Annotated in this window: 9 protein-coding genes and 1 rRNA gene; 7 read left to right on the forward strand and 3 right to left on the reverse strand. The window is 69.5% G+C overall.

Translation table 11 applies throughout. The features are described from left to right. Position 1 precedes the first annotated feature (1 nt). Positions 2-118: ribosomal RNA gene (rrf, locus tag DPQ65_RS02055) — 5S ribosomal RNA — on the forward strand. Between the two features lie 167 nt (positions 119-285). On the opposite strand, the gene DPQ65_RS16255 is transcribed toward rrf, so the two are convergent. Further along, complete coding sequence (locus DPQ65_RS16255; protein WP_272947624.1) at positions 286-408, reverse strand: hypothetical protein; 123 nt, start codon at positions 406-408, stop codon at positions 286-288. A gap of 23 nt (positions 409-431) precedes the next feature. Between DPQ65_RS16255 and dnaE the strand changes: the two genes are divergently transcribed. Next, positions 432-5636, forward strand: coding sequence for a DNA polymerase III subunit alpha (dnaE, locus tag DPQ65_RS02065; protein ID WP_238146624.1), 5205 nt, complete (start codon positions 432-434; stop codon positions 5634-5636). 254 nt (positions 5637-5890) lie between these two features. Here the strand turns inward: dnaE and DPQ65_RS15450 are convergent, their stop codons facing one another. Next, positions 5891-7258 carry an alpha/beta fold hydrolase gene (locus tag DPQ65_RS15450; protein WP_162801966.1) on the reverse strand — a complete coding sequence of 456 codons (1368 nt, stop codon included), beginning with the start codon at positions 7256-7258 and terminating at the stop codon, positions 5891-5893. Between the two features lie 132 nt (positions 7259-7390). Between DPQ65_RS15450 and DPQ65_RS02080 the strand changes: the two genes are divergently transcribed. The 5 genes from DPQ65_RS02080 (at position 7391) to DPQ65_RS02100 (ending at position 15156) form a co-directional block, all read left to right on the forward strand. Further along, positions 7391-8338: a DUF808 domain-containing protein gene (locus DPQ65_RS02080; RefSeq protein WP_114905736.1), complete on the forward strand. Its 948-nt coding sequence runs from the start codon at positions 7391-7393 to the stop codon at positions 8336-8338. 61 nt (positions 8339-8399) lie between these two features. After that, positions 8400-10508: a S9 family peptidase gene (locus tag DPQ65_RS02085; protein ID WP_114905798.1), complete on the forward strand. Its 2109-nt coding sequence runs from the start codon at positions 8400-8402 to the stop codon at positions 10506-10508. 96 nt (positions 10509-10604) lie between these two features. Next, on the forward strand, positions 10605-11741 hold the full coding sequence (locus tag DPQ65_RS02090; protein WP_114905737.1) for a baeRF3 domain-containing protein: 1137 nt from the start codon (positions 10605-10607) through the stop codon (positions 11739-11741). A 158-nt stretch (positions 11742-11899) separates the two neighbouring features. Continuing rightward, complete coding sequence (locus DPQ65_RS02095) at positions 11900-12988, forward strand: class I SAM-dependent methyltransferase (protein WP_114905738.1); 1089 nt, start codon at positions 11900-11902, stop codon at positions 12986-12988. Further along, a complete protein-coding gene (locus tag DPQ65_RS02100; protein ID WP_202862973.1) occupies positions 12985-15156 on the forward strand; it encodes an alpha/beta hydrolase in 2172 nt (723 codons plus the stop codon). The genes DPQ65_RS02095 and DPQ65_RS02100 overlap by 4 nt, the downstream gene beginning before the upstream one ends. A 70-nt stretch (positions 15157-15226) precedes the next feature. Here the strand turns inward: DPQ65_RS02100 and DPQ65_RS02105 are convergent, their stop codons facing one another. Next, a complete protein-coding gene (locus tag DPQ65_RS02105; RefSeq protein ID WP_114905739.1) occupies positions 15227-17953 on the reverse strand; it encodes a helix-turn-helix transcriptional regulator in 2727 nt (908 codons plus the stop codon). Positions 17954-17974 lie beyond the last annotated feature (21 nt).

The following is a 17974-nucleotide window of genomic DNA, read 5'->3' on the forward strand; positions in this document are numbered from 1 at the left end:
TTACGGCGGCCATAGCGAGAGGGAAACGCCCGGACACATACCGAACCCGGAAGCTAAGCCTCTCAGCGCCGATGGTACTGCACTGGAGACGGTGTGGGAGAGTAGGACACCGCCGGACGAACATTCCTAGTAGCCCCGTCCTGACTTCGGTCAGGGCGGGGCTACTGGCATGTCCGGACGAGGCCGTCGACCGCGGCCTGGACCGTCTGCCGCGGTCTGGACGTCGACCACGGCCTGGACCGGCGGCGGTCTGGACCGTCGACCACGGTGACGGACTGGGCTCCGTCAGCTGTCGGCATACCTGATGCAGGTGGGCCCGGAGGGGTCCCTGGGACGCGGGTGACCGCTGTTGTCGCAGGTCATCGAGACGCGTGCGTCGAGCACGGTGAGCCGGGTCAGGACTGTCACCGCGGCGACCTAGAATCAACACGATGTCCACCTCAGCCAGCGCCCCCAGCTTCGTCCACCTGCACAACCACACTGAGTACTCGATGCTCGACGGGGCTGCCCGGATCACCGACATGTTCGATCGGGCGGCGGAGTTGGAGATGCCGGCGATCGCGACCACCGACCACGGCTATATCTTCGGTGCGCACGAGTTCTGGAGCGCGGGGCAGAAGGCCGGTGTGAAGCCGATCATCGGCCTGGAGGCCTACGTCACGCCCGGGACGCACCGCACGGACCGCACGCGCGTGAAGTACGGCGACGGCGGGCGCGACGACGTGTCAGGCTCGGGTGCCTACACGCACATGACGATGTGGGCGCGGAACAACAACGGGCTGCACAACCTGTTCCGGATGGCCTCCCTCGCGTCCCTGGAGGGCTACTACTTCAAGCCACGGATGGACCGCGAGCTGCTGGAGACCTACGGTCAGGGGATCATCGCGACCACGGGTTGCCCCTCGGGTGAGGTGCAGACCCGGCTCCGGTTCGGGCAGTATGCCGAGGCGCGCCAGTATGCCGCCGACATGCAGGACATCTTCGGCAAGGAGAACTACTTCCTGGAGCTGATGGACCACGGGATCGACATCGAGCGGCGCACCCGGCAGGACCTGCTCAAGCTGGCCAAGGACCTTGACCTGCCGCTGGTGGCCACCAACGACCTGCACTACACGAACAAGGAGGATGCCAAGGCGCACAGCGCGCTGCTGTGCATCCAGACCGCAGCGACCCTGCAGGACCCGAACCGGTTCCAGTTCCAGGGTGATGGCTACTACCTGAAGTCCGCCGAGGAGATGCGGGACATCTGGCGCGAGCTCCCGGAGGCGTGCGACAACACCCTGCTGATCGCGGAGCGCTGCGAGGTCTCCTTCACCGAGGGCGAGGGCCGGTTCATGCCGCGCTTCCCGGTCCCGGAGGGTGAGGACGAGACGTCCTGGTTCGTGAAGGAGGTCGAGGCCGGGCTGCACCGGCGGTTCCCCGAGGGTGTGCCGGATTACGCGCGCAAGCAGGCCGAGTACGAGTCAGACATCATTACTGGCAAGGGCTATTGCTTCCCCGGCGACACCCCCGTCCTCATGGCCGATGGGACGTGGAAGGCCATTGAGGATGTCTCCAAGGGTGAGGAGATCACCTCCGTCAGCACCTGGGACTATCGTTCCCAGACCGCAGTCGTCGACAACGTGCTGACGCGCCAGGTCGACGAGGAACTTCACGACATCCACCCGTTTGGACAGTCTTCACCAATCAGTGCCACGGCTGAGCACCCGTTCCTCGTGAGCGGGAAGGGATGGGTGAAGGCAGAGGACGTCCGGGCGGGTGACGAAGTCTTGTTGGCTCAACCCGTGGCGCAGCCCTATCAACCATTCGACATGGGCGTCTTGATGCACGAGGCAGGATGGGAGGTTGTTCCCCAGGAGGGTGGCCGCCTCGCTCGGCTAGGCGGCGGAGAGCACCGTGTTGCTCGGCTGAACGCTGGGACCATGCCGGCGAAGGTCGAGTGGTCCGAGGACTTGATGTGGCTTCTGGGTTTGTGGGTCGCGGAAGGGCACCTCTATGACCCCAATGGCTCCACGAACCCCGGACAGATCGGATGGACTCTCCACAAGGACGAACCAGCAGTCGCTCGACTGTGTGGTCTGATCGACCAGCTTGGACTCGGCTCCTCGCGGGTCTATTCGAAAGCCACCGCGTGTCAGCCTGACCACCAAGGCGTGGTCGTCATGCTCACCAACCACCCCTTGGCCCTCTTCCTGAAGCACGTGTTCGGTTCCGGCGTGCATTCGAAGCGCATCGGACCGTGGGTTCAGTCTGTCCCAGAGAAAGGCGTGCGGGCCTTTATCGCTGGATGGCATGAGGGCGATGGTTACGTGGACACGCGTGGTCACCACATGGTCACGACGGTGAACCCGCAACTCGGGCGGCAACTGCGCGCCATGCTCCTGGCTTTGGGTCAGTGGGCAACCTTGATCAAGAGCCCTAGCCAACGGACGTGGAAGGTGAAGTGGATCCCAGCTCGCACCAAGTCGCCCTACAACGCCCGTTGCGTGGATGGTCGGTGGTGGGTTCGGGTCCGCGCGGTGGGCCGTCGGCCGCATGCCGGGACCGTCTTCAACCTCACAGTCTCCGGTGACCATACCTACGTGGCCGACGGTGTCACTGTGCACAACTGTGGCTACTTCTTGGTCGTCGCCGACTTCATCAACTGGGCCAAGAGCCAGAAGATCCGGGTGGGACCGGGCCGTGGCTCCGGAGCCGGCTCGATGTGCGCCTACGCGATGGGCATCACCGACCTCGACCCCATCCCGCACGGGCTGATCTTCGAGCGGTTCCTCAACCCCGAGCGCATGTCGATGCCCGACTTCGACGTCGACTTCGATGACCGGCGCCGCTCCGAGGTCATCCAGTACGTCACCGAGAAGTATGGCGATGAGCGCGTCGCCATGATCGCGACCTACGGCACCCTGAAGGCGAAGGCAGCGCTCAAGGACGCTTCGCGCGTCATGGGCTTCCCGTTCGCGATGGGGGAGCGGCTCACCAAGGCCATGCCGCCGTCCGTGATGGGCAAGGACATCCCGCTGTCGGGGATCTATGACACCGAGCACCCGCGCTATGGCGAGGCGGGGGAGTTCCGGGAGCTGCTGCAGAACGACCAGGAAGCCGCCCAGGTCTTCGAGACGGCCACCGGTCTCGAGGGCCTGAAGCGCCAGTGGGGTGTGCACGCGGCCGGCGTCATCATGTCCAGCGAGCCGCTGCTCGACGTGATCCCGATCATGCGCCGTGAGCAGGACGGTCAGGTCATCACACAGTTCGACTACCCGACGTGTGAGCGTCTCGGGCTGGTCAAGATGGACTTCCTGGGGCTACGCAACCTGACGATCCTGGACGATGCCATCGCCAACGTGAAGCTGAACCGTGGCGAGGACATCGACCTCGACGCGCTGTCCAAGGACATGACCGACCCGAAGGCTTATGAGCTGCTCGGCCGCGGAGACACCCTGGGCGTCTTCCAGCTCGATGGCTCGGGCATGCGCCAACTGCTGCGGCTGATGCAGCCGGACAACTTCGAGGACATCTCCGCAGCCCTCGCGCTCTATCGTCCCGGCCCGATGGGGGTCAACGCGCACACCAACTTCGCCCTGCGCAAGAACGACAAGCAGGAGGTCGTGCCGCTTGACCCCCAGCTGAAGGGGAAGCTCCAGCCGGAGATGGTGGAGGCGCTCGAACCGATCCTGGGCACGACCTATGGCTTGTGCGTCGCGGGCGACACCCTGATCACCGACGCCGACACCGGCGAGCGGGTGCGGATCGATGAGCTTTCCGAGCGGGTGACTTCCGGCTTCTTCACCTTTGGTGTGGACGCCGAAGGCCAGGTCGTGCGGCGAAGGGTGAGTCACTGGTGGGAGATGCCGGCCAAGCCGGTTCTCACCGTGCGGACCGTCTCCGGTCAAGAGCTCCGGCTCTCTGCTGACCACAAGGTGCTGACCGACCGGGGCTGGATCCCCGCTGGCGACCTCCTGGTTGGTCTCGACCAGATCGCGGCCCCCCAACAGTCGGTGGACGCTGCCCTGCTGGTGCGCGAGCCCGCCATGGCTGGCGGTGCAACGTCGGTGACCTCGCAGGCACACCCGACTGACGGCATACGGCCTCCCCACAGTGCGATGGACTGGACCCAGGTCACCGAGATCACCGTCGGTGCATCCGAGCCGGTCTACGACATCACGGTCGAGGACGTCCACAACTTCATCTCCAGCGGCCTGGTGCTCTCGAACTGCATCTACCAGGAGCAGGTCATGGAGATCGCGCAGAAGCTCGCGGGCTACACGTTGGGCAACGCCGACCTGCTCCGCCGGGCTATGGGCAAGAAGAAGAAGGAGGTGCTCGACGCCGAGTACATCCCCTTCTCCGACGGCATGAAGGCCAATGGTTACAACGAGGCGTCGGTGGCTGCCCTCTGGGGCGTGCTGGTGCCGTTCTCGGACTATGCCTTCAACAAGGCGCACACCGCGGCCTATGGCGTCATCTCCTACTGGACCGCCTACCTGAAGGCCAACTACCCGGCCGAGTACATGGCCGCCCTGCTCACCAGCGTCCGCGACGACAAGGACAAGACCGCCCTCTATCTCAACGAGTGCCGCCGGATGGGCATCGCGGTGCTGCCGCCGGACGTCAACGAGTCGATCGCGAACTTCGCCGCTGTCGGCAAGGACATCCGTTTCGGTCTGGCGGCGATCCGCAACGTCGGCACCAACGTCGTCGACGCGATCGTGGCCACCCGCACGGAGAAGGGCAAGTTCAGCTCGTTCGAGGACTTCCTGCGCAAGTGCCCCGCCGTGGTCTGCCAGAAGCGCACCATCGAGTCCCTCATCAAGGGCGGCGCCTTCGATGACCTGCAGCACCCCCGGCAGGGGCTGGTGACTGTGCACGAGCGCTACGTGGACGCCCTCGCCGAGGAGAAGAAGCAGGAGGCGATCGGGCAGGACAGTCTGTTCGGCGGCTTCGGCGGCGAGGAGCCCGACGTGCAGATCGTCACGTTGCCCCCAGTGCCGGATATCGAGTGGGAGAAGCAGATCAAGCTCGCCTTCGAGCGGGAGTATCTCGGCCTCTACGTCTCCGACCACCCGCTCAACGGCATCGAGCACATCCTGACCGCCAACGCCACGGCCACGATCGGCCAGGTCGTCAGCGAGGACGGACCGCAGGACGGCGAGTTCATCACGGTGGCCGGGCTGATGACGTCGGTGCAGCTCAAGCGCACCAAGAACGGTGACCCGTATGCCCGGGTCCAGCTCGAGGATCTGGTCGGCTCGATCGAGTGCGTCTTCTTCCCGAAGTCCTACATGACGGTCTCCACGATGCTGGCGCCGGACACCGTGGCGGTCATTCGCGGCCGGTTCAAGCGCACCGAGGACACCACCGAGATCCTGGCGCAGGACCTGACGATCCCGGAGATCAAGGAGGGGCCGCGCGGGCCGGTGCTGCTGACCATGCCGCTGACCCGGGCGACGGACGGGCTGGCCAACAAGCTGCGCAATGTGCTCTCCCAACACCCCGGCTCCACCGAGGTGCACGTCAAGCTCACCCAGCCCGGCCGTCAGGTGCTGCTGCGGCTGGACCCGACGTTGCGCGTCACCGCCTCACCGGAGTTCTTCGGAGACATCAAGGCCCTGCTCGGTCCGGCGGCGGTCGGCAGCTGAGGTATGCGGAGTGCTCGCCCCCGCGAAGACCGGTCGGTGAGTGCTCGGGTCCAGCGCCTGTCCCGGTGAGGTCAGGTCCGGTGAGGTCAGGTCCGGTGAGGTCAGGTCCGTCGAGGTCGGGGCCGGTGAGGTCGGGGGACACAGGGCCGAGCGGGCGAAGACATTGGCGTAGGCCAGCGACCGCCGCTCGAGCCCGCGGCCTCACCATGCCGCCCAGCCACGGCTGTCTCCTCCGGCCGGTCTGGTGGCATCCCTCAGGATTTCAACTCGCGGAAGGTGGGGGCGCTCACCAGACTCACCAGCCCGTGCCAGATGGCCAGCGCTTCCTGCTCGTCGGGGACCGCCTCGAGCACCGGACCGAAGAACGCCCGCTGCGTGCCGCTGGGTGCGGTCAGGCGCAGGATCGGGGTGCCGACCTCGGCGTCGACCAGACCCACACCCGCTAGGTGCGAGGCCCGCAGCGCCTCGTCGTGCTCAGCGGAGGTGCCAGCCTCGGCCAGGCTGCCCGGCAGGCCGCACCGCTCCAGTGCGTCGTGGAAGGCGGCGAGCCAGTCGTGCCCCGTGGCCTCCTGCTCAGTCTGCCCCGCCTGCTCGGCAACCTCCTGGTCTGTGTCTTCACTCGAGCGCTCTCTGCCCTCGGGCGTGGTCCACAGGGCGTCGTAGAACGCGCCGAGGGCCGCACTTCCGTGGGTGGTCTGCACGGCTGCGGCGATCCGGGCGGGGATCCACAGATACCCCTCGCTGTCGCCCTCGGGGTCCTCCGCACGGTGCTCGTTCAGCACCGCCAGGCTCATCACGTGCCAGCGGATCTCCAGTGGCACCTGCCGGTCGACCAGGGCGAGCCAGCGGGCCGTGTGTCGGGTGAGTGGGCAGCTCGGGTCGAGCCAGAAGTCGACCTGCCACCTCTGGCGTCCCGTGTCCGAGAGCGCCTCCCGAAGCACCTCGGCCAGCTGTTCCGGGTGCGTCATGGGGAGCAGATGGGTCGCCCGGGGCACCGTGGTGACCCGGGTGTCGTGGCCGGCCTCCACATAGCGCCGCACGTGCACCCGCATCTGGTCGAACTGACCGTTGACCAGGAAGACCGGGCACTCGACCTTCTCCAGCAGGCTGGCCCGGCACTCCTCGAAGACCATCTCCCAGGCGGCCGGGAGCGCGGCGTAGCCTTCGGCCCCGGGCAGAGCCTGGTCTCCGGCCCCGAGTCGGCGCATCACCGCGTTGGAGGCCCGCGCCATCCGCTCGGCCCCGACCCGGGGGAGCAGGTCGGCGAAGCGCCGGTAGACGCCCGCCAGCGGTCCGACCGGTTCGGCACTCGCCCCCACGAGGACCAGGGCGTCCAGAGCGCTCGGGTGCCTGTCGGCATACAGCATGGCCAGATAGCCGCCCAGGCTGTGCCCGGCCAGCACCACCCGCTGACCGGGGGAGCGGCCGTCCACGGCCGCCCGGATCGTCTCCAGCGCGGAGTCGGCGCTGAACTCCTCCGTGTGCCGCGAGCCGTGACCGGGCAGGTCGACCGGCACGAGCTCGGCATCGGGCAGCAGGGCGGGGTAGGCCTGCCACACGGAGGCGTCCATGCGGGTTCCGTGGACCAGCACGAGCCGGGGTGGGATGGCGGCGTCACTCACCCTGTCAGCCTATGTGCCGTGACACGGCCCGTTCGGCGCGGGAAATCTCGACTTGGCCGTAACCTTGGTGCTTGTGTCAACGACAACGCGCCGTGCCGCTGCCCTGTCCGCTCTCGCGACGGCGGCCCGCTGATGGCCGGCGGTCTGGTTGCGCTGCTGGATGACATCGCGGCGATCGCGCGCATCGCCGCCGCCTCGGTCGATGACGTGGCCGCGGCCGCGGGCCGGGCGGGCAGCAAGTCCCTCGGCGTGGTGATCGACGACGCGGCGGTCACTCCGCGCTATGTCACGGGCGCCAAGGCGGCCCGGGAGCTGCCGATCATCAAGAGGATCGCGATCGGCTCGATCCGCAACAAGCTGCTCTTCATCCTCCCGGCGATCATGCTGCTCAGCCAGTTCGTGCCGTGGACGCTGACCCCGATCCTGATGCTCGGGGGGACCTATCTGTCCTTCGAGGGGGCGGAGAAGGTCTATGAGCTGATCACCGGACACCACAAGGGGGACCCGGACACCCCTGCCGTTGAGCAGGGGCCCGAGCAGGAGGACAAGATGGTGCGCGGCGCCATCACGACCGACTTCATCCTGTCCGCGGAGATCATGGTCATCGCGCTCAACGAGGTGACCGACGAGCCATTCGTCAGCCGGTTGATCATCCTGATCGTCGTGGCCCTGGGCATCACGGCACTGGTCTATGGTGCGGTGGCGCTGATCATCAAGATGGACGACATCGGGCTGCGGCTGGCCGAGAACGAGAGCGAGTTCTCCACCAGGGTCGGGACGGGCCTGGTCAAGGCCATGCCGATCGTGCTCAGCGTGCTCTCGAGCGTCGGCATCGTGGCCATGCTCTGGGTCGGTGGCCACATCATCCTGGTGGGCATGAACGACCTGGGCTTCTCGCCGATCTATGACTGGGTCCACCACCTCGAGGAGATCGTCGGCGGCTGGATCCCGGCCATCGGCGGCGCGCTGTCCTGGCTGACCAACACCTTCTTCTCCGCCGTTCTCGGCCTGCTCTGGGGCGCGGTCATCGTGGTCGTGATGCACTTCCTGCCGTTCGGCCGCAAGGACCCCGTCCACTGAGCTGACACCGTGCGCCGGAACCCGTTGGGACCGGAGGCCGGGGACCGATAGCCTCGTGCGGGTGAGTCAACTTCCCACCCCGCCCGTTGCCGCCACGATCGAGCACCTGCGGGAGCACCACGGCGAGACCGTCAACGACCCCTACGAGTGGCTGCGCGACAAGGAGGACCCCAGGGTCATCGCGCACCTGGAGGCGGAGAACGCCTACACGGAGGCGCGGACCAGTCACCTGAGCGGCCTCACCGAGTCGGTCTTCACCGAGATCAAGACCCGCACCCAGCAGACCGACCTGTCGGTGCCGGTGCGGCACGCGGACTGGTGGTACTACTCCCGCACCGTGGAGGGGCAGCAGTATGCGATCCACTCCCGGATCGCGCTGAGCGACAGTCCGCAGCGTCCCGAGCTCAGCGGGGAAGACGCCCCGGCCCACGAGCAGATCCTGCTGGACGGCAACGTCGAGGCCGAGGGGGAGTCCTTCCTGGCCTTCGGTGCGTTCGAGGTCAGCCACGACGGGATGCAGCTGGCCTACTCCACCGACACCTCCGGCGACGAGCGCTTCACGGTCCGGATCAAGGACCTGGCCACCGGTGCGGTCACCGAGCCGGGCATCGAGGGCGTCGGCTACGGCCTGGCCTGGTCGGCCGACGGCAGCCACCTGTTCTACACCCGGGTCGACGACGCCTGGCGGCCGTTCCAGGTGTGGCGCCACGAGATCGGCGGGGGCGAGGACGTCCTGGTCTTCCAGGAGGAAGACGAGCGCTACTGGATGGGCCTGGACACCTCCCGGGACGAGACCCACCTCATCATCGGGCTCGGCACCAAGAACACCTCGGAGTACCGGATCCTGCCCACCACGGACCCCACCGGCGAGTTCCGCGTGGTCTCTCCCCGCGAGGAGGGCGTGGAGTATGCCGTGGAGGTCGCCGGCGAGGATCTCTGGATCGTGCACAACAAGCACCACCGCGACTCCGAGCTCGCCCGGACCCCGCTCACCTCGACCTCCTCCGCGGACTGGACGAGCGTCATACCGGGGCAGGACGGTCAGCGGATCGTCGGGGTCGACGCCTTCGCGACCCACCTGGCCGTCGCGCTGCGCCGGGACGCCCTGAGCCAGGTGCGGGTCCTGCCGCTGGACCCCGGCAGCGAGACCGGTGTCGGGGAGGGCTACCAGGTGCCGGTCGATGAGGTGGTCTACAGCATCGACACCGGCAACAACCCGGACCATGACACCTCGAGCCTGCAGGTGGTCATCGAGTCACTGGTCACGCCCCGCTCGGTCTATGACGTGGAGCTGGCCACCGGTGAGCTGACGCTGCTGAAGCGGCAGCCCGTCCTCGGCGGCTACGACCCCGCCGACTACCAGCAGCACCGGCTCTGGGCGACCGCCTCCGACGGCACCCGCGTGCCGATCTCGCTGGTGGCCCGCAAGGACGTGCTGGCGGACGGCACCGCGCCCGGGCTGCTCTACGGCTACGGCTCCTACGAGATCTCGGTCGACCCCTACTTCTCTGTGGCCCGCCTGTCCTACCTGGACCGCGGCGTCGTCTATGCCATCGCGCACATCCGCGGCGGCGGCGAGATGGGCCGCGGGTGGTACGAGAACGGCCGGATGGAGCACAAGAAGAACACCTTCACCGACTTCGTGGCCTGCGCCGACGAGCTGGTCTCCTCCGGCTGGGTCGCGCCCGACCGGTTGGCGGCAGCGGGCGGATCGGCTGGTGGGCTCCTCATGGGGGCCGTGCTCAACCTGGCTCCCGAGAAGTTCCGCGCGGTGCATGCCGCCGTGCCCTTCGTCGACGCGCTCACCACGATCCTCGACCCGAGCCTGCCGCTGACCGTCGGGGAGTGGGAGGAGTGGGGCAACCCGCTGGAGCACGCCGACGTCTATGAGTACATGCGCGACTACACCCCCTACGAGAACATCCGCGCCGTCGACTACCCGGCGATCCTGGCCACCACCGGCCTCAACGACACCCGGGTCTTCTTCGTCGAGCCGGCCAAGTGGGTCGCGCGCCTGCGGGAGACGGTCACCTCCGACCCGGGGGAGCGGCCGATCCTGCTCAAGACCGAGATGGTGGCCGGGCACGGCGGCAAGACCGGCCGGTATGACGCCTGGCGGGAGACCGCTTTCGAGGTTGCCTTCCTGCTGGACCAGTTGGGCGCCGCCTGAGGCCTTGGTTGGCCGGGGCATCCTCCGGTGAGTGGGTGCGAGAAGGGCGTCCCGCAGCGTAGCCTCGAAGGACGCCGACGCACAGGAGGATCTGCCATGGACCTGATGACCCGGGATGAGTTCGAGGAGCTCGTGGGCGAGGGTGAGGGGCCGCGGGTGTCGGCCTTCATCCCCACCCACCGGGCGAATCACGTCAGAGAGGGTGACGGGGACCGGCTGCGGTGGAAGAACCTGGTCATGGGCCTGGAGAGTGACCTCGTGGGCGGCGGTCACTCTCGGGAGCAGGTCAAGGACCTCCTGGCGCCCGCCTGGGCGTTGCACGAGGACGCGATGGCGTGGAGCTACATGGGCGACGGGCTCGCCATGTTCCTGCAGCCGGGCTGGCACGCGACCTACCGGGTCCCGCTCGACCTTCCCGAGCTGGCCACCGTCGGGTCCGACTTCGTGCTGACGCCGGTGTTGCCGCTGCTCAGCGACCGCAACTACGTCGTGCTCACCGTCAGCCAACGGAACGTGCGGGTGCTGCGCGGGAGCCGCGACCAGATCATGGAGCTCGAGGTGCCCACGGTGCCCAGGGCGTTCGAGGACGTCATGACGAGCGAGGGGCCGCAGTCCGACTCGGTGCCCCGCCCCAACGCCTCAGGACGGATGAGCCAGGGCGGAGCCGTCTACTACGGAGCAAGCTCTCTCGACAACGTGCACAAGGAGGACCTCGTGGAGTTCCTCCGCGAGGTGGCGCGAGGCGTCGAGGACCATCTGGCGGGGCGGACGATCCCGCTGATCCTGGCCGGCCTGCCCGAGTGGATCGCCATCTACCGCGACCTCAACTCCTACCCGCACCTGATCGACCCGGCGATCGAGCGCAATCCCGACGACCTGTCGGCCGAGCAGCTGCGCCAGGAGGCCTGGGGGCTGGTGGAGGATCGGCTCGCCGGGGAGAACGTCGCACTGCTGGACCGGCTCCACGAGCAGTTCGCTCGTGGCAGTGGCGTGGTCGGTGTCGAGGAGACCTGTCGGGCTGCGCTGGAGGGGCGCGTCGACACCCTGCTGCTCCCGCCCGAGACCTCCGCGGCCGCACCCCGCGGTGAACGCCCGGTCGTCGGGCTGGAAGACAGCGCCGACTATGCGCTCGTGGCCACCGCAGTGCGCGCGACGCTGCGCACCGGCGGTGCGATCCGGGTGGTCGAGGAGCTGCCGGGGGACGTCCCCGCCGCTGCCGTGGTGCGCTACTGAGGTCCCCGGAGGGGGCGGTCCGGGTGCCCGGCGGGGGGTCGCCGGGCGAAGACTAGGTGGGGCACCTGATGCGAGGACCGCGCGGCGGGAGGAAATCTGGTGGCACGGGCTGGCGGAGCACCGATCCGCAGGCCACACTGGATGCGAAGGATCCCCTCATGGCCATCACCACCGCCGCACCGGCGACCACCGAGCTCGACCACGACAAGCTGATGAGCTTTGTCTTCCGGGTCGTCGGCGAGGTCGGCGCCTCCCTGAACAGCGCCCTCGTCGTGATGGGTGACCAGCTCGGCTACTACGGGGCGCTGGCCGACCACGGTCCGTTCAACGCCTCACAGCTGGCCCGGGCCACCGACACCGACGAGCACTACGCCCGCGAGTGGCTCAACGCTCAGGCCGCCGGGGACTACCTCGACTACGACCCTGAGACCGAGCTCTTCAGCATCTCGCCCGAGCACGCTGCCGCTCTCACCGACCCCGCCTGTCCCGGCTACGTGCAGGGCCTCTTCCAGATCGCCCACGGCACGGTGCGCGACGCCCCACACATCCTGGCGGCAGCCCGCACCGGCGAGGGCTATGGCTGGGACGAGCACAACACCGACGTCCACCTCGGCTGCGAGCGGTTCTTCCGCCCCAGCTACCTCGCGCACCTCACCGCCGAGTGGCTGCCGGCCCTCGATGGTGTGGTGGCACGGCTCGAGCGTGGTGGTCGCGTCGCCGACATCGGGTGTGGCCACGGTGCCACGGCCGTGCTGCTGGCCCAGTCCTTCCCGCACAGCAGCGTCGTCGGCACCGACTACCACGCCGAGTCGATCGACGTGGCGCGACAGCGTGCCGCGGAGGCCGGGGTGGCGGACCGCGCCAGCTTCCAGGTCGCCAGCGGTGCCGCCCACCCGGGCACCGGCTATGACCTGGTGACGATGTTCGACTGCCTGCACGACATGGGCGACCCCGTGGGAGCGGCCCGGCACGTCAAGGAGATCCTGGCCCCCGACGGCACCTGGATGATCGTCGAGCCGATCGCCGGCGACCGGCCGGAGGAGAACTTCAACCCCGTGGGCCGTGCCTACTACGCCTTCTCCACGCTGCTGTGCACGCCATCATCGCTGGCTCAGGACGTCGGCACCGCCCTCGGCACGCAGGCCGGCCCCGCCCGGATCAAGGACGTCACCGCGGCTGCCGGGTTCACCCGGTTCCGCACGGTCGCCAGCACCCCGTTCAACAACGTCTTCGAAGTGCGGGCGTGAGTGCGGTGGCCGGCTCGAGCGAGACAGACACCGCGGTCGAGCCGGCCACGACAGGGGTCACGGTCCGCGACGGGGTCGAGCTGGCCTGGCGGACCTACGGGTCCGGTTCGCGGACCGTGCTGCTCCTGCCCACCTGGCAGATCATCGACTCCAGGTTCTGGAAGGCCCAGGTGGGCCACCTCTCCCGGCACTTCCGGGTGGTCACCTTCGATGGCCGGGGCACCGGCGCCTCCGGCCACCCGACCGGTGCCACGGCATACTCCAACGACGAGTGCGCCGCCGACGTGACCGCGGTGCTGGACGCCACCGGCACCGAGCGGGCGGTCCTGGTCGCGCTGTCCTGCGCGGCCACGTGGGCGATCCAGACCGCAGCGGACCACCCCGACCGGGTCGACGGGGTCCTCGCGCTCTCGCCCTCGTGCGGGGTCACGGTCAGCCAGCCCGGGCGGGAGGCCCACGCCTTCGACCAGCGGCTCGACGTGACGCACGGCTGGGCGAAGTACAACCAGCACTACTGGACCGAGGGTCACTTCGCCGACTTCCGCGACTTCTTCTTCCACCAGATGTTCTCCGAGCCGCACTCGACCAAGCAGTTGGAAGATGCCTTGCGCTGGTCGGAGCAGACCGATCCGCAGACGCTGGTCGACGCTACCCTCGGCCGGCTCGCCTGCGGGGGCGCGGTCTGCCGGTCCGTCGAGGACGCGTGCCGGCAGGTGACCTGCCCGGTGCTGGTCGTGCACGGCACCGACGACCGGGTCCGTTCTGAGGCCGTCGGGCGTCGCGTCGCCGAGCTGACCGGGGGACGCCTGGTGCTGGTCGAGGGCGGCGGCCACGGGTTGATGTCGCGTTCGCCGGTGAAGATCAACCGGCTGATCCACGAGTTCGTGACCACCGCCTGCGCGCCCGCCGTGCCCACCAGGGAGCAGTCGGGGGAGCCGACCACCTGGACCTTCGCGCCTACCCGGCGCCGACGGGTGCTCTATCTGTCCTCACCCATCGGCCTGGGGCACGCGGCCCGGGACCTGGCCGTCGTCCAGGAGCTGCGCCGGCTCGAGCCAGACGTCGAGGTCGACTGGCTGGCCCAGCACCCGGTCACCACCGTGCTGGAGGCTGCGGGGGAGCGGGTGCACCCGGCCTCCGGGTGGCTGAGCAGCGAGTCCAGCCACGTGGAGCACGAGTGCGGCGAGCACGACCTGCACGCCTTCCAGGCGATCCGGCGGATGGACGCGATCCTGGTGCACAACTTCATGGTCTTCCAGGACCTCGTGGCCGCCGAGCACTACGACCTGGTGGTGGGGGACGAGTCCTGGGACGTGGACTACTTCCTCCACGAGAACCCCGAGCTCAAGGCGTTCAACTTCGCCTGGATGACCGACTTCGTCGGCTGGCTGCCGATGCCGGACGGCGGGCCGGAGGAGGCCGCGCTGACGGCCGACTACAACGCCGAGATGATCGAGCAGCGCGCCCGCTTCGCCCGGGTGCGGGACCGTTCCATCTTCGTCGGCTCGCCCGAGGACGTGGTGCCCGCCTCGTTCGGCGACGGTCTGCCGCAGATCCCCGACTGGGTGGGCAAGAACTTCGACTTCGCCGGCTATGTGACCGGCTTCGACCCGGCGACGCTCCCCGAGCGTGACGAGTTGCGCCAACGACTCGGTATGCCGGAGCGCGAGCGGGTCTGCCTGGTCACCGTGGGCGGGACTGGAGTGGGCAGGCCGCTCCTGGAGCGGGTCCTGGAGACGATCCCGCTGGCCCGGCGCGCCGCCCCCGACCTGCGCTTCCTGGTGGTGACCGGACCGCGGATCGACCCTCGGTCGCTGCCGCGGCGCCGTGGCACGAGCATCCGCGGCTTCCTGCCCGGGTTGTACCAGCACCTCGCCGCCGCGGACCTGGCGCTGGTCCAGGGCGGTCTGACGTCCTGCATGGAGCTGACCGCCGCGCGGCGACCCTTCCTCTATGTGCCGCTGCGGCACCACTTCGAGCAGAACTTCCACGTGCGGCACCGGCTGGAACGCTACGGGGCCGGGCGGCACCTGCCCTACGAGCAGGCCGTCGACCCCGACGCGCTCGCCGCGGCGATCCTGGACGAGCTGGACCGCGAGGTCGACTACCGCCCGGTGGAGACCGATGGTGCGGCCCGGGCGGCCGCGATGCTGGCCGAGCTGTTGTGAGGCGCTGGTGCTCCCGACGACTGCGTCGGCGACGAGACCCTGTCAAGGCCCCCGGAGGGCCGAGACCCTGTCAAGGCCCCCGGAGGGCCTCGCTGAGCTCGCCGCGGGAGCGCACCGCGAGCTTGGTGTAGACGTGTCGTAGGTGGTACTCCACCGTCTTGGGACTCAGGAACAGCGCTGCCGCGGCCTGCCGGGTGGTCGCGCCGTCGCAGAGCAGCTCGGCGATCTGCCGCTCCTGTGCAGTCAGTGTCGTCAACCGGCTCGCTCCCCGCCGCTGCACCGTCTCGCCCGTGGCGGCCAGCTCGACGGCAGCCTGCTCGGCCCGCTGCTCGGCCCCGAGCTCCTCGAAGGCGGCCAGGGCGGCCCGGAGCGGCGCCCGTGCATCCCGGCGGCGTCGTCGCCGTCGCAGGGAGCTCCCGTGCGCCAGCTGGGTGCGGGCGGTCTCGAAGGTGTCGGGGGTGGTGGCATGCAGCTCCAGAGCCACGGCGAAGTGGTGGTCGGCCTCGTCCTCGGTGGCGAGTGCGCCGAGTGCCCGCTCGGCGCGGGCCAGGGCCCAGGCCTGTCCCTTGGCGGTGCTGAGCCGGTGGAACTGCGCGATCGCGTCTCGTGCTTCCTCGGCCCGGCCGAGCCGCAGCAGGCCCTCAGCCCGTTCGGGCGCCGGGTCGAGGTCCATGTCGTGCAGTCCGTGGACCTGCAGCGTGTGGTCCACCTCGTCGAGGTGGACCAGGGCCTGCTCGGGTCGCCCAGCCCCCAGCTCCAGCTCACCGAGGGCTAGCCCGCACCAGATGCGGCCGATGGTGATGTCGTTGGCCCGGCACAGGGCGAGCGACTCCTCGGCGTGCACCCGACAGTCCTGGTCCCGCCCCATCCGGGCCTCCAGCCACGCCAGCCCGGCCAGGGCGAGCGTCAGGTCGTTGGCGTGCCCCGCCGCGCGGGCGAGCTGGATGCTCTCGTGGTACTCGGAGTGCCCGCGTGACCAGTGATCGGTGGCGGCGTCGTCCAGCGCAACCAGGAACAGCAGCCGCGCCAGCTCTCCCAGAGCTGCCGCCTCCCGAGTCTCTGCGAGGGCGGCGCGCACCAGGGTGCGATATCGCCCCTCCTCCCGCAGGTAGAGCGGCCCGAGCACCAGCCACTCGGCGCGTAGGGGGTCGGCGCGCAGCGTGTCACCGGTGGCCAGCTGCTCCACCGCCCGCCTGATCAGGTCCGCCCCCGGCTGACCCACGAGCGTCAGCGCCATCCCACGGGCCAGGTCACCCAGCACCTGCCCCCGAGCGGAGGTCGCCCGTCGAGCCAGGGTGTCCAGGGCGTCCGCCGCCTCGTGCAGGAATCCGGTGTCCCCGCGGAAGAAGGCTGCGTTGACCCCGTCCGCCCACAGCTCCACGGCCGCCTCCGGCAGGGTGCGCTGCACTCGCAGGGCGGCCTCGCGAAAGACCTCCGTGGCCACCTGGATGGACCCGGTCCTGCTGAGGATCGTGCCCCGCAGATGCCCCGCCCGCGCCACGAGGTCGACGTCCACCGCGGGAGCCTCGAGCTGCCCGATCTCCGCGAGCAGGGCGAGGGCCCGCCCGCCCTGGCCACCGAGCCAGGCCGACTCCGCAGCGGCGACCAACCGGGCGGACCGCTCCTGCACCGACCCAGAGAGCCACCCCGCGCGGTGCAGCGCCGTGGCCGCGACGTCGTGGGCCGACCGGGACCGTGCTCGCTGCGCGACCGAGTCCAGAGCGGCCGCGACCGCAGGGTCGGGTCCGACGGCCGCGGCCGCCAGGTGCCAGGCACGTCCGTCCGGGTCGGGCGTGGCCCGCGCCAGGGCCGCGTGCACCTCCCGCAGCCGCTCCGGGGTGGCCGCCCCCAGCACCGCGGCCCGCACCAGGGGGTGCCCGAACCCCATGTCCGGCCCGGGGGTGAGGAGCTCGGCGTCCACGGCCTCGGTCAGGAGGGAGGGGTCGATGTCCAGGACGGCGCACGCGGATCGCACCACGAGCGGGTCTCCTCCGGAGCAGGCCGCCACCAGCAGCGCCGCCCGGGCCGGTGGGCTCAGCCGCTCGGTGCGGGTGAGGAAGGCGCGGGTCACGGCCGGACCCACCGCGATCGGGTCGTGTGGTCCGAGGCTGTGCAGACGGTCCGGGTCAGCGCCCAGCTCGAGCAGGGCCAGAGGGTTGCCGCCGGTGGCTCGCACCAGCCGCTCGACCTGTCCGGCAGGCACGTGCTGGCCGGTTCGTAGGGCCAGCAACTCCTGGGCGGCCAGGGTGTCCAGCCCGGCCAGCTCCCAGATCGGCAGGCCGGCCTGGAGCAACGGGCTGTCCTCACCGGCCCGCACCGCCGCGACCAGGAGCACTGGGTCGGCCAGCAGCCGGCGAGCGGCGAAGGTGATGGCCTCTGCCGAGGAGTGGTCCAGCAGGTGCGCGTCGTCGATCAACACAGCCAGTGCGCCCGACTCCGCGCGGTGGCTGAGCACCCCCAGCGTGCCCGCCCCGACAGCAAACCGGTCCACGTCGCTGCCGACCCGCAGGTTCAGCGCGACTTCCAGCGCCCGTGCCTGGGGCGTGGGCAGGTCGGTGAGGTCCGCGCCCGACCCGACCAGCTGGGAGAGCCCACCGAAACCCAGGTCGCGCTCGGCCTCAGACCCGACCACGCGGCATACCTGCATGTGTTGGAGGCTGCCGGAGGCCGCGTCGAGCAGCGCGCTCTTGCCACTCCCGGCCTCGCCGACCACGACGAGCACGCCGCTCTGCCCGACCCTGGCTCCGGCGGCCAGGGCCGCGATGGCCTGCTGCTCACGGTGGCGCCCGACGAGCATGTCTCCAGACTAGGGGAATCG

Origin of the sequence: Ornithinimicrobium murale (assembly GCF_003352835.1) — a bacterium.
Lineage (GTDB): Bacteria > Actinomycetota > Actinomycetes > Actinomycetales > Dermatophilaceae > Ornithinicoccus > Ornithinicoccus muralis.